Raw genomic sequence first — 12756 nt, 5'->3', positions numbered from 1 at the left:
CGCCGTTCCGGGGCACCCCGACGAGAAAGCGGGGTGCCCTGGTTCGCGTCATGCGGGTGACGTGGCGCGGGCACGCATGAGCACGCGGCTGTCACCGCGTGCTCAAGTATGACTTACCGGTCAGCGGGCGCGAGGCGCCCAGTCGTCCGGGTCGTCTGCGTCGTCGTCCTCGTCATCGTCGACGTACTCCTTGTAGTCGTCGTCGAAGTCGTGGTCCGACTTGCCGCTGCCGGAGAGTTCTCGCTGCAAGGCGGCGAGGTCGGTGTTCGGGGAGTGGTACTTCAACTCCCGGGCCACCTTTGTCTGCTTGGCCTTAGCACGGCCGCGCCCCATGGCTCGACCCCCTCGCACAGAATTCGGGGCAGCCCGAAGGCGGGCCCCGATGACGTCAGGCATCTCTCGTGGCTCTTACGGTACATGGGGATGCCACGGTTCGGCACCTCGGGTTACCCGCGCCACCCCCGCGCGTCGCGCGAGATCTCCCGGATCCGGTCTCTCGGGCGGGTAAGGGTCGTTTCGCTGATGCGGTCATGACTCAACCGAGATAGATGGAACGGAGCCGCCCGACCTCCGCCATCCGCCGCTCGGCGAGGTGGTCGGCGGCCACGGCGGGCGGTACGCCGTCGGTGTCGGCGAGCCGCAGGATGTCTCTGGTGGTCTCGTAGATGCGGCTGGCGCGGAGCTTGGCCCGCTCGAAGTTGAAGCCCTCGATCTCGTCCGCCACCTGGATCACACCGCCCGCGTTGACGACGTAGTCCGGGGCGTACAGCACGCCGCGGTCAGCGAGGAGCTTTTCGATGCCGGGGTGGGCGAGCTGGTTGTTGGCCCCGCCGGCGACCACCTTCGCGCGCAGGATCGGCACCGTGTCGTCGTCGAGCGCACCGCCCAGGGCGCACGGCGCGTACACGTCGATGTCGGAGGTGATCAGGGTGGTGGTGTCCGGGACGATGTCGACTTGGGGGTGGGTCTGCCGGACGAACGCGACAGCCGACTCGTTGACGTCGGTGGCGACCACCTTCGCCCCGTCGTCGAGCAGGTGGCGCACCAGCACCTTGCCCACTTTGCCCAGACCGGCCACGCCGACCCGGCGCCCGGCGAGCGTGGGCGAGCCCCAGGTGTGCTCGGCGGCCGCGCGCATGCCCTGGAAGACGCCGAAGGCGGTGAGGATCGAGGAGTCGCCGGCGCCGCCGTGCTCGCGGCTGCGGCCGGTCACGTACCGGGTCTCGCGGGCCACCACGTCCATGTCCGCCACGTACGTCCCGACGTCGCAGGCGGTGTAGTAGCGGCCGCCGAGGGACTGCACGAAGCGGCCGTACGCCCGCAGGAGCGGCTCGGTCTTGACGCGCTGCGGGTCGCCCCAGATGACCGCCTTGCCGCCGCCGTGGTCGAGGCCGGCGAGCGCGTTCTTGTACGCCATCCCGCGGGAGAGGTCGAGCACGTCGCGGAGGGCGTCCTCTTCGCTCGCGTACGGGTAGAAGCGGGTGCCGCCGAGCGCGGGGCCGAGCGCGGTCGAGTAGATGCCGATGATCGCCTTCAGGCCGGTCTGCTGGTCCTGGCAGAAGACGACCTGTTCGTGAGCGGCGGCGTCCTGGCCTTCGGTGCTGGTGAACACATGCATGGGCTGCCTCCGGGCAGTCGTGGTGCGCCCTTTTGGGGCGCGGCGACTCAAGTGACCGGCAGGGTGTCGCCGGCCCGATCACGAGCCTAATGCGGCAGGTGAGGCATCCGGGTATCGCCAGAAACGAACCTTCTTCAACCCCACTCGCCGTTCGCCGTGGTTGGGCTGAAGATCGGGTGCGATCGCCGCGCTGTCCGGTTGAAGAAGGTTCGTTGGTGACGCCGACATTGCCGGCGTACTTTTTCGTGGGAGGATCGCGCCGTGCCGTCGCTGTTCGCTTCGTATTTGCGGGTATATGAGCCCTTGACCGCCTTCGACCGCGACCGTCAGATGTTCTGGCGGCGGTACGTGCGGGAGGGCCGTGCGGTGGCGCCGCTCGAAGGCCCTGGCCGCCAGCGCACCGCCGTCCTTGAGGCGCTCGGCGCCGGCTGGACCCGGCTGCCCGACCTGCCCGACGAGGCGTACGTGCTGGAGGCCGACGACACGTTGCTGGTCTGCCCCTGGAACCTGCGCGTCCGGGTCGCGGAGGCAGCGCTGAGCGCCCGCGACGGGGTGCCCTCGGTGCTGGCCGACGCGTTCGTGCCGCCGATCCTGGCCGGGCAGGCCAAGGCGATCGTCGAAGACTGGCGCAGCGGCGCCCGGGTGCTGGAGCACGGGGTGCCGCGGGTGCACGAGCAGATCGCCACGTGGGGCGTACCGCTGCGGTGGTTCGTCTTCGTCGACGCGGAGGAGCGCGAGCTTGTCACGCGGCGGGGGCGGCGGGCGCTTCGCTACCGCACCGAGATCTCCAAGGCGCGGCGGCGGGCACACCGCGGCGTCTCGGTGCTCCGCAAGTCGGTGGGGGACGCGCCGATCACCGAAGCGGTGGAGGAGGGGGCGCGTTGGTTGGAAGAGTTCCACCCTAGGTCGGTGGTGGAGCTCGACTACGGTGGCCTTGTCGATCTTCTGTCAGACGAGGTGCTGGAAGAGGATGATTCGCCCAAACTGGTAGCCGCTGGGCTGGCTGGGCTCTCCCGTGGAGATGCCGACGCGGCGACCGAGGCGTACGAGAAGCTGGTGTCAAGATGGCGCGCGGTGCAGCTACTGGAACGGTGCAATTAAGCCCGATTTCATTACACTGGGCGCGCTCCCAACATGCCGAGTATCCGTAGTTGCCTCATCACGAAGCGTGACAGAGCGTCCAAAAAAGACGGTTTCTGGCGTATAAAATCACCATAAATCGGTCATTGCTCATCCGTCCATCCAGGGACGTTAGGCCGTTCGGCCCATGTCGGACATCGGGGACTAGCCGGACCATGGGAGACGCGTCGGCCGGCGGGACCCCGGCCGATGTCTATAGGTATGTGGAGGAGTGACCGATGGCATCGCGTACGCATGAACCAGAGCCGCTACTCACGCCGGCCGAGGTGGCGTCGATGTTCCGTGTTGACCCGAAGACCGTGACCCGGTGGGCGAAGGCGGGCAAGCTCAGTGCGATCCGGACTCTGGGTGGCCACCGGCGTTACCGCGAGTCTGAGGTTCGTGCCCTGCTGCAGGGGCAGATTCCCCAGCAGCGTCAGGGGGACTGACCCACTCCAGTCGAGCCTTCGTGCGAAGGGCGGGACACCTCGGTGTCCCGCCCTTCGACTGTGTGGGAACTACTGAAGTGCCGGATCGGGCGTGGCCAGGGCGCCGTCGCGGAGCATGAGCACGCGGTCGGCCATGTCGATGAGGCTGGCGTCGTGGGTGGCCACGAGGGCGGTCATGCCGCGCGCCCGGACCAGCGCCCGGAGCAGGTCCATGATGGACCGTCCGGTCTCCGAGTCGAGCTGGCCGGTCGGCTCGTCGGCGATGAGCAGCCGGGGGTCGTTGGCCAGCGCCCGGGCGACCGCCACCCGCTGCTGCTGCCCGCCGGAGAGCTCGTACGGCCGCTGTGCCGCGTGCGCGCCCAGCCCGACCATCTCCAGCAGCATCGCCACCCGCTCTTCGCGCTCGGCCGGGGGCACCTTGGCCAGCCGCAGCGGTACGCCCACGTTTTCCGCGGCGGACAGGATCGGGATCAGGCCGAACGACTGGAAGACGAACCCGATCGTGCCGCGCCGCAGCGACAGCAGCTCCGGCTCGCCGGCGGCGGTGACGTCGTGGCCCGCCACGTGCACGGTGCCGGCGGTCGGGCGGTCCAGCCCACCGATGAGGTTGAGCAGCGTGGTCTTGCCGGCGCCGGAGCGGCCCCGGATCGCCACCAGCTCGCCCTCGGCGGCCGTGAAGTTCACATCGCGTACGGCGTGCACGACCTGTCCGCCGGCGGTGTAGTCGCGGCTCAGCCCCTCCACCTGCACGATCATGCGGCACCGTCCCCGCGGCGGACCTCGACATGGTCGGGTTCGAGGTTGAGCTTGACCCGCTCGCGCAGCGCCAGCGCGTCGACGAAGGCGGCCGGCAGCTGCATGCGGCCGGCGCGGTCGAGCAGTGCGTACTCCTCGGTCACCAGCTCGTGCGAGCCGTCGTCGGCGACCCGCGCCGAGCGGCGTACCTCCGAGGCGGTCCGGCCGTCGCGGATCGCGACCGTGCGGCGGACCTGGGACGCGACCTGAGCATCGTGGGTGACCACGACGATCGTGACGCCGAGCTCCGCGTTGATCGTGCGGAGCGCGCCGAACACCTCGCCGGCTGTGGCCTCGTCGAGCTCGCCGGTCGGCTCGTCGGCGAAGAGCACCTCGGGGTCGTTGGCGACCGCCACGGCCACCGCGCACCGCTGCTGCTCGCCGCCGCTCATCTGGGCCGGCCGCCGGTCGGCGCAGTGCGCGACGCCGACCATCTCCAGCAGCTCCTGGGCCCGGGTGCCGGCGCGCCGGCGGGCCAGCCGCATCGGCAGCTCGACGTTTTCCTTGGCGGTGAGGTACGGCAGCAGGTTGCGCGCGGTCTGCTGCCACACGAAGCCGACCATGTGCCGCCGGTAGCGCAGCCGCCGCTTCGCCGACATCGTGAGCAGGTCGACGCCGGCCACCCGGGCGATCCCGGCGGTCGGCACGTCGAGCCCGGAGAGGATGTTGAGCAGGGTCGACTTGCCCGACCCGGAGGCGCCCACGATCGCCAGCAGCTCGCCGCGGTCGACCACGAGGTCGAGCCCCTGGAGTGCGACGACCTCGATGCCGTCGGTCTTGAAGATGCGCACCAGGCCGTCGCAGACGATATGCCCGCGCAGCCGGTCGGTGCCGCCGGCCCGCGCTGCGGCCCGCTCGGCCGCCCGCCGCTGCAACTCCGCCAGGCTGGGCGTATCCGTGGTCGCGGTCACGAACCCTCCTCTCCCACCCGCAGCACCTCACCGAGGCGCATCCGCCGGTTGATGACATTTTCAACGAGGACAGCGACGGCCAGGGCGGCCGCCACCAGCACCAGCACCGCGCCGACCAGGAGCGGATCGAGGGCGGTGCGCACGGCCGCGCCGCTGGTGAAGCTCGACAGGCCCAGCGCCGGGCCGATGACCCGGGGCAGGAGGACACCCACCAGCCCGCCGGCCAGCACCGCGATGGTCACGAGGGGCACCAGCTCGTACACGAGCAGGCCGCGCCCCTGGCGACCGGAGAGGCCGAGCGTGCGCAGGCGGGAGAGCACCTGGCCGCGTATCCGGGCGCCGGCCAGCACGGTGAAGCCGACCGCCAGCAGCGCGAGCGCGGTGGCGCCGACCGTACCGGTGGTGAACGTGAAGCTCAGCACCTCGTTGGCGCCGGTCTGGTCGAGGTCGCGGCGGTGGGCGGCCCAGGTGGTGACCGTGACGTCGGCGGCCGCGCCCTCGGCGGCCACCGCGCGCAGCGCCTCCGGGCTTGCCGCTCCGGCGACGAAGAAGCCGTCCGGGGCGATCACCGTGGGGTCCGGCAGCGCCTGCCGCGGCAGCACGACGAACCGTCCGGACGCCGTGTCGACGCCCGGGAAGGTGTCGGCCACGGCGGCGACGGTGAAGTCGTACCCGTAGCCGCGGACGGTCGCCACACCGCGGCCGCCCGCCTCGGCGGCTACGTCCGGGGAGACCAGCGCCGGCACCGGACCGCGGCCCGCCCGCGCGTCGACAAGTGCGGCCGGCAGCGGTACCCCGGTGCCGCTCGCCGCGACGACCCGGGCGAGGGCGGCGGCGTCCACCACGGCCACCTGCACCGTGCTCGTGATGCCGCCCGCGGTCGTGTAGCTGGTCGCGGGGTCGACGGTCAGCGGCGCCACCGCGGTCACGCCGGGCACGGCGGCGAGCCGGTCGGTGACCGCCGGCGCGAAGGCGTACCCGGAGACCCGGGCGTCGGCGGGGATCTCCAGGTCGGCGGCGCGGTCGCGGGCCTCACCGATCGAGGACATGACCACGCCGCTGAAGATCCCGGTGGCGATCGCGACCACCAGCACCGCCAGCGGGCCGATCGTGACCGGCGCACCCCGGCCGGCGCGGGCCAGGCCGAGGAAGGCGACCGCGCCACGGGCCCGGGCGGCGAGCCTGCCGAGCTGGCCCAGCGGCCACGGGAAGATCCGCAGGGCGACGATCGCCGCACCGACGGCGAGGAGCACGGGCACCGAGGCGAGGTACGGGTCGACGCTCCCGTCCGGGCTCAGCCCGCGCCGCCGCAGCAGGTACGCGCCGAGGCCGGCGATCAGCAGGAAGAACAGCTCGGCGGTGAGCCGGCGTACGGAGGGTCGGTGCCGCACGAGGTCCTGCCGGCGCGCGGTGAACGACAGCCGCCGCTGGCTCGCCGCCGCGAGCACCGGGATCGCCAGCGTGGCCACGACCCCGGCGCCCACGACCAGCCCGCCGGTCGCCGCCGGGCGGCCGGGTACCCACGAGCCGGCGAACCAGCCGGCGGCCGCGGCCAGCGGGAGTACGACCAGCGACTCGGCCAGCGCCCGCCCGCCGATCGCCGCGATCGTGCCGCCCCTCGCCCGCACCAGCGCGAACTCCTCCCGCCGCCGCTCCACCGCCAGCGCCGCGGCGAGCCCGATCAGCCCGAGGAGCGTGGCGACCAGCCCGGCCTGTACGACCGCGAGGAGCGCCGAGACCGCCCGCAGCTGCCCGTCGAACCGGACCAGCGTGCCGTCGAGGCTCGTCGACGTGGAGAGGCCCGGGGCGGGCGGCGTGCGCTTGACCTCGCTGAGCGCGTTGATGACCGACTGGAGGCTGCCACCGTCGAGGCGGGTCTCGTCGAGCCGGTACCGCCAGGAGAGCGAGACCGGCCCCAGCGAACGCGCCGCCGCGTCGAGGCCCGGGCCGTCGGTCACCGGCATCACGGCCGGCGGTACCTCCGGGATCCCGGGCAGGCCGGGAAAGGGCACCAGCGCGAGCCGCAGGGTGTCCCAGGCGCGGTCGGCCCTGTCGAGCGGCTCGAAGACGCCGACGATCGCGACCCGTGGCAGGCCGGCGCCCGCGCCCACCCCCGTAGCCGGGTCGATCTTGAGGATTGTGCCCACGGACGCGCCGAGCTGCTCGGCCGTGGCGGTGGAGACGGCCACCTCGACGGCGGTGACCTGCGGGCCGTTTTCCGGCCAGCGACCGGCGGTCATCCGTACCCGATCGGCCATGCCGGCCTGGGTGCGGAGGCTGAACCGGGTCCGCGGGCCGGCCGGCGCGAAGCCGGCCCCTTCCACCCCGGCGGCGAACCAGGACTCACTGACCAGGCCCGGCAGCGGCGCCGGCATCCGGTCGCGGTGCACCGGCAGCGCGGCCTGCGCGGGGCCGACCGGTGCCGCGTCCCTCGGGTCGGGCTGGCCGTTGAGGGTGACGTCGCGGGCGGAGTACGGCAGGCGGGCCACGTCTTCGCGCAGCGCGCGGTCGGTGAGGTCGTTGGCCAGCCGGGGCGCCGCCGTGATCAGGAGACCGGCGGCCAGGACGAGGGCGGCGAGCAGCCCGAACTGCCCGGCGAAGACCCGGACCCGCCACAGCACACCTCTCATGCGTCCGCCCCGATCCGCAGCTGGGCCGCGATCAGCCGTTGCCGGGCGGCGAGGGCAACCGACGCGCTCAGCACGAGCGTGAGCAGGAGCAGGCCGGCGGCGGTGGCACCGACCGGCGACCACACGACGGTCAGCAGCGGCTCGGGCACCGGCCGGTCGGCGGCGGGCGTGAGGATGACCAGCGGTGCCATGGTGGCGGCCACGCCGACACCCACCACGAGCCCGACCAGTACCCCCACGCCGGCGAGGAACGTCTGCTCGGCCACCAGCGAACGGCCGAGCAGGCGCGGGCTCGCCCCGAGCGTGTGGAGCACGGCGAGCTCGCCGACCCGGCGGCGGGCGGTGGCCCGGATGTCGACGCCGATGCCCATCGCGGCGATGAGCACCGCGCCGAGTGCGGCGGCGAAGAGCGCGGCCCGGGCCCCCACGCCGTACGGGTCGCGGCCGGCCTCCTCCGCGGCGGCGCGCCGGTCCAGTACCTGGATGCCGCTGAGCGCGGCAGCGGCCGTGGCCGTCCCATGTGGATCGGGGCCGGTCGCGAGCCACCACTCCTGCGGCTGGTGCACCTCCCCGTACGTGTAGAAGGCCTCCGCGGCCAGGGACGGGAGGTCGGCGAGGAGCGCGGCGGCGTCTTCGGTGCCGGGGACGGCGGAGACCGTACCGGCGATCCGGACGCCGACCTCGCCCTGCCCGAGCGACATGCGGGTCTCGTCGCCGTCGCCGATGCGCAGCGCGGAGAGCGCCGCCGGCGTGGCCACCACCGGGACCGGAGCGGCCTCGCGGGCGCGGGTGACGACCAGCGAGACGGGCTGCTGGTAGCCCCACAGGCCGGCGTTCGGCTGGGTGTAGTCGACGGCCGGCTCGGCGCCGCCGCTGGCCTCGGCGCCGGCGCGGGTGCGCGCCTGCCACGGCCCGGCACCGGCGAGGTCGACGGGCGTGTCCCCGGCCGCCAGCGAGCGCACCCGCCAGCCCACCCGGAAGCCCGCCGGCCCGCTGCTGCTGACCAGAAAGCCGGCCAGCCGTACCGGCTGGAGGTCTTCCGGCAGGTCGACCGCGAAGCGCAGGGGGTGGCCGTTGCGGCTGGAGCCGAGTGGCACCCGCCGGTAGCCGCCCGCCACCGCGAAGACCGCGTCGGTGTGCACGGGCGGCTCGGGCGCCAGGAAGAACTCGTTGACCCAGCTGGCCACCTCGGTCTCCACCGTGCCGGAGATCCGCCGGGTCTGCGCCGGCAGGTCGACGACCGGCGCCTCGGCCCGCCCCTCGCTGAGCCTTGCGAAGAGGGCCTGCGGCGAACCGCCGGCGACGTCGTCGCGGATCCGCACCACGCCGGCCGCCTGCGCCGCGTCCAGCGAGATCACCGAGGCGCTCTCGCCCTCGGTGCCCAGCCGGAGGCTGTCTCGCCAGGCCGGCAGGACGGTCCGCACGCCGGGCAGCGCGGCGACCTCGGCGGCCCGCCCCTCGGGCGCGAACCGGGTCGCCTCGACCAGCCGCAGGTCGGCGCCGACCTGGTGATCGGCCTGGTCGACGAGGGAACGCTCGGAGGTGCCGGCCAGACACCAGGCGAGCGTGCTGACCGCGACGGCGAGCGCGAGCAGGAGCACCGGACCGGCCTGCGGCCGCCGGCCGGCCTGCCACATGCCGAACATCGTGGCGGTCCACGGCTTGCGGTCGACCGCCCGTTCGGCGAGCCGGGTCAGCGGGGGCAGGGCGCGCAGCGCGATCGCCGCGCCGGCCAGTACGCCCAGCGTCGGGCTCGCCGCGAGCAGCGGGTCGATGCCGAGGTCGCCGCCGGCGAGCGGGGAGGAGTACTGCCGCAGCTGGAACCAGCCGAGCACGGCCAGCCCCACCAGCGCGATGTCGAGGCTGGCCCGCTGGGCGGCGGCGCGGCGGGACGGCCGGGAGCGGCTGGCCATCTCCGCCACGTACGTGTCGCCACGGCGCAGCGCCGGGCCGAGCATCGCCAGCGCGCAGCCGGCCGCCGCGAGGCCGGCCACGAGCCAGGTCAGCGCGTCGAAGCGGGGGGCCAGCCGGAGGGCGCCGGCGGCGAGCATGGGCACGCGATCCACGTACCGGAGGATCTGGCTGGCCAGTAGCGGTGCGAGCACCGCCGCGGGGAGGACGACCAGCGCGGCCTCGCGGGCGGCCAGGCCGGCGAGCTGGACGCGGGCCGCGCCGCGCGCCCGCAGCAGCGCCGTCTCACCGCGGCGCTGCTCGGTCATGAGCACGGCGACGAGCACCAGCGCGTACCCGCCGAGCACCACCATCAGCAGCATCGGCGTGACGAGCGCCGAACGGCCGACCAGGTCGGCCCGCTCCAGCCGCTCGCTGAGCTGGTCCAGGCGCGAGGTGACCAGGCCGGACGAGCCGAGCCCCAGCTCGTCGGCCAGCGAGTCGACCGCGGCGGTGGTGGCCCGGCCGAGCCCGTCGAGCTCGGCCGGCCCCGCGCCGGCGAGGCCCGGCTCGATCAGCCAGGCGGCGGAGGCGCTGGCCGCGAAGCCGCTGAGGAAGTCGGCCCGGTCCACCACGAAGGGCCCGTAGGTGGAGGACTGCGGCGTGGCGCCGTCGGCGACGCCGGGAGCGAGGCGCCAGTACGGTGCGCTCGGGTCGCGGGGGCGCCAGATGGCGGCGACCTCCATCGCCGCTGGCTTGCCGCTCAGCCGGTCGTGGACCGCGACCCGGTCGCCCACCTTGACGCGCAGTGTGCGCGCGGCCGCCTCGGCCAGGGCGGTGCGGACCGGCGTCGCGCCCGGCTCCGGCCACGCGCCGGCCACCAGGTCGGCGTGCTCCGGCAGCCCGTCGAGGAACGTGACCGACGCGAAGACCAGCCCTTCCTTGTCCGGGCGGGCGTCACCGACGTCGCCGGTCAGCTGGCGACCCACCGCGTACCCAGCGGTGGAGACCTGGGCGTCCAGCCCGGCGAAGCCGCCCGCGTAGCGGTCGTGGATCGCGGCGTCACGGCCGGCGAACTCGCGCCCCCCGGCCGGCCCTTGTACCAGGATCGACCGCTCCTCCGGCGTCGCCGAGCTGATCGCGCTGCGCGCGCCGGCGTCGACCACCTCGCGGCTGTAGTCGGCCAGGCCGGTGAGCAGGACGGTCGCGATCAAGGTCGCACCGGTCGCCGCGAGGAGGAGACTTTTCACTCCACGGGCCCGACGAAACACCAGCCTCATGCGTCTCCGTCTCTCCGCCGCCTACGAGTGATGGATGATCCGGCGGGTGGAGAAGGTTGGCACAGTTACCTGAACGTGATGTGCGCCGAGAGTAGTGAGAAACTTACCGTCTGATTCGCATTTGGCGGCTAGCGTCGATACATGAGGGTCGCGCGGGGTCGGCTGCTCCAAAACGCCGCCGCCAGCGTCTGCATCCTGCTCGCGCTCGTCGCCATCGCGGTGGGGCTGCCCGCGATCGACCAGGCCCTCCCCGCCGAGCGCGCCGTCCCGCCCCACCTGCCGTACGAGGTGGGTGGCGGGGTCACCGTGGTCCCGCCGGCCGGCGCGGTGCTCGACGTGACCCGTACCCGGCCCACCGCCCGGCAGGGCACCGCCCTCTTCGTCCTCGGCCGGGTCCGGTACGTGATCGTGGTCGCCCCGTTCGGCGGTGACCTCGACGGCGCCGTCGACCGGCTGCGCCGCAAGGTGGCCAACGCGGACGGGCAGCTCGACGCGGGCCTGCCGGCGACCACCGGCACCGGGCTGGCCGGGCGCCAGGGGGCGTACACGACGCCGGACCGGGCCGGGCGGTACGCCGTCTTTCTCGCCCCCGACGTCTCCATCGAGGTCACGGTCAGCGGCACCGAGACCGAGCTCGCGCAGACCGAGGCGGTGATCGGGGCGAGCATCGGGACCGTCACGTACCAGGAGCGGATGTGACGGCCACAGCCGGCTGCCCGGGCGGGCACGGTGTGCCGCCGCGGAGCGCCCGAACCGCGCCCGTACACCCGACGCCGGCCTGGGCACAGGCCCGAAAGTCGCTGCTGCTGCCGGCGTTCTGGCTGGTCGCGCTCCTGATGGCGGTGGGCGCCGCGCGCACGGCGCTGCTGATCCGGCACGCCGTCGCGGAGTACCCGGTCGCGACGATCACCGCCCTCGCGCTCTTCGCCGTGTACGCGGTGCCGTTCTGGCTCTTCGTCTCCGCGCTCGACTACCTCGAACGGGAGCCGCCGCTGCTGCTGGCGACCGCGTTCGGCTGGGGCGGGCTGGTCGCCACCACCGTCTCCGCGCCCGGCAGCACCGCGATCCAGAACATGCTCGCCAAGGCGTACTCGCCAGAGCTGGCCGCCGCCTGGGGCTCGGCCATCGCCGGACCCACCGTGGAAGAGATCGTGAAGACGCTCGGCATCGTCGCGATCGTGCTGATCGCCCGCGCGCAGATAAACAGCGTGCTCGACGGCGTCATCTACGGCTCGCTGGTCGGGCTCGGCTTCCAGGTGGTCGAAGACGTCGTGTACGCGGTGAACGCGGTCGCCGCCGCCGGCCGGGGCGACGACGTCGGGCCGGTCGTGGCTACGTTCTTCGTGCGCGGCTTCCTCGCCGGCCTCTGGAGCCACACGCTCTTCAGCGCGCTCGCCGGGGCCGGTGTGGCGTCGGTCGTCGTACGCACCGACCGCACGATGCGCTTCCGGATGGGCGTCGCGGCGATCTGCCTGTTCGGCGCGTGGGCCTGCCACTTCGTGTGGAACTCGCCGCTGCTCACGGTCGAGGCGGGCGACAACGGCTACGCCCTGATCGCGATACTGCTGGCCAAGGGCATCCCGCCGCTGCTGGCGATCCTGCTGCTGGTACGCACCGCGCGGCACCGCGAGGCCGACTACTACACCCAGCAGCTCGCCACGCTCGACGATCCGGACATCGCCACGCCCGCCGAGCTGCGCGTGCTGAGCATGGGACACCTGCGCGCCAACGCCCGGCGGTACGCGTACGCGCGGGTGGGTGTGCTCGGCCGGCGGGCGGTACGGCGGCTGCAGCGGGCCCAGGCGAGCCTGGCGCTGGAGCTGAGCCGGTCGCAGACCACGCAGGACACGGCCGCGGTGAGCCACTGGCACGACGAGGTGCTGGTGCAGCGGGCGCGGCTGCGGGCGCTCGGCCACCCGGAGGCGGTCGCGGTCGACCAGCGGCGCGGCTCGATGCGCCGCCGGATGCTCATCCTGGCGGTCACGCTGCTCGTCCTGAGCGCGGCCTGCGCGGCGCTCTCGCTCTGAAAGCCGGTGATCGAAGCTCCCCTCAAGTCGCTAGAAC

At 73.7% G+C, this 12756-nt stretch carries 10 protein-coding genes; 4 read left to right on the top strand and 6 right to left on the bottom strand.

Annotated features, from left to right (window positions below; all coding sequences use genetic code 11):
• Positions 1-120: 120 nt before the first annotated feature.
• Together RB614_RS13185 and RB614_RS13180 are read right to left on the bottom strand one after the other, a co-directional pair.
• On the bottom strand, positions 121-333 hold the full coding sequence (locus RB614_RS13185; RefSeq protein WP_308712746.1) for a DUF3073 domain-containing protein: 213 nt from the start codon (positions 331-333) through the stop codon (positions 121-123).
• A gap of 202 nt (positions 334-535) precedes the next feature.
• Positions 536-1618 carry a Leu/Phe/Val dehydrogenase gene (locus RB614_RS13180; RefSeq protein WP_308712745.1) on the bottom strand — a complete coding sequence of 361 codons (1083 nt, stop codon included), beginning with the start codon at positions 1616-1618 and terminating at the stop codon, positions 536-538.
• 261 nt (positions 1619-1879) lie between these two features.
• Between RB614_RS13180 and RB614_RS13175 the strand changes: the two genes are divergently transcribed.
• Together RB614_RS13175 and RB614_RS13170 are read left to right on the top strand one after the other, a co-directional pair.
• A complete protein-coding gene (locus RB614_RS13175; protein WP_308712744.1) occupies positions 1880-2719 on the top strand; it encodes a DUF8083 family protein in 840 nt (279 codons plus the stop codon).
• Positions 2720-2976: 257 nt separating this feature from the next.
• Positions 2977-3186 carry a BldC family transcriptional regulator gene (locus RB614_RS13170; RefSeq protein WP_007073996.1) on the top strand — a complete coding sequence of 70 codons (210 nt, stop codon included), beginning with the start codon at positions 2977-2979 and terminating at the stop codon, positions 3184-3186.
• Between the two features lie 69 nt (positions 3187-3255).
• Here RB614_RS13170 and RB614_RS13165 read toward each other — a convergent pair whose 3' ends face one another.
• From RB614_RS13165 to RB614_RS13150, 4 genes are read right to left on the bottom strand one after another with little or no spacing between them, the layout of a single operon-like run.
• On the bottom strand, positions 3256-3942 hold the full coding sequence (locus tag RB614_RS13165; protein ID WP_308712743.1) for an ABC transporter ATP-binding protein: 687 nt from the start codon (positions 3940-3942) through the stop codon (positions 3256-3258).
• The gene (locus tag RB614_RS13160) at positions 3939-4892 is read right to left on the bottom strand and encodes an ABC transporter ATP-binding protein (RefSeq protein ID WP_308712742.1); all 954 of its coding nucleotides are present in this window, start codon (positions 4890-4892) and stop codon (positions 3939-3941) included. The genes RB614_RS13165 and RB614_RS13160 overlap by 4 nt, the downstream gene beginning before the upstream one ends.
• Positions 4889-7522: an ABC transporter permease family protein gene (locus tag RB614_RS13155; protein ID WP_308712741.1), complete on the bottom strand. Its 2634-nt coding sequence runs from the start codon at positions 7520-7522 to the stop codon at positions 4889-4891. The genes RB614_RS13160 and RB614_RS13155 overlap by 4 nt, the downstream gene beginning before the upstream one ends.
• Entirely contained in the window at positions 7519-10626 is a 3108-nt protein-coding gene (locus RB614_RS13150; protein ID WP_308712740.1) for an FtsX-like permease family protein, read from the bottom strand. The genes RB614_RS13155 and RB614_RS13150 overlap by 4 nt, the downstream gene beginning before the upstream one ends.
• 207 nt (positions 10627-10833) lie before the next feature.
• On the opposite strand from RB614_RS13150, the gene RB614_RS13145 reads away from it, so the two are divergent.
• The gene (locus tag RB614_RS13145; RefSeq protein ID WP_308712739.1) at positions 10834-11391 is read left to right on the top strand and encodes a hypothetical protein; all 558 of its coding nucleotides are present in this window, start codon (positions 10834-10836) and stop codon (positions 11389-11391) included.
• Positions 11388-12719 carry a PrsW family intramembrane metalloprotease gene (locus tag RB614_RS13140; RefSeq protein ID WP_308712738.1) on the top strand — a complete coding sequence of 444 codons (1332 nt, stop codon included), beginning with the start codon at positions 11388-11390 and terminating at the stop codon, positions 12717-12719. Before RB614_RS13145 ends, RB614_RS13140 begins: the two co-directional genes overlap by 4 nt.
• The last annotated feature ends 37 nt before the right edge of the window (positions 12720-12756 follow it).

This window comes from Phytohabitans maris (genome assembly GCF_031085175.1).
Lineage (GTDB): Bacteria > Actinomycetota > Actinomycetes > Mycobacteriales > Micromonosporaceae > Phytohabitans > Phytohabitans maris.
Note: the sequence above shows the minus strand (reverse complement) of the source record. Positions and strands in the feature narration are given on the sequence as shown.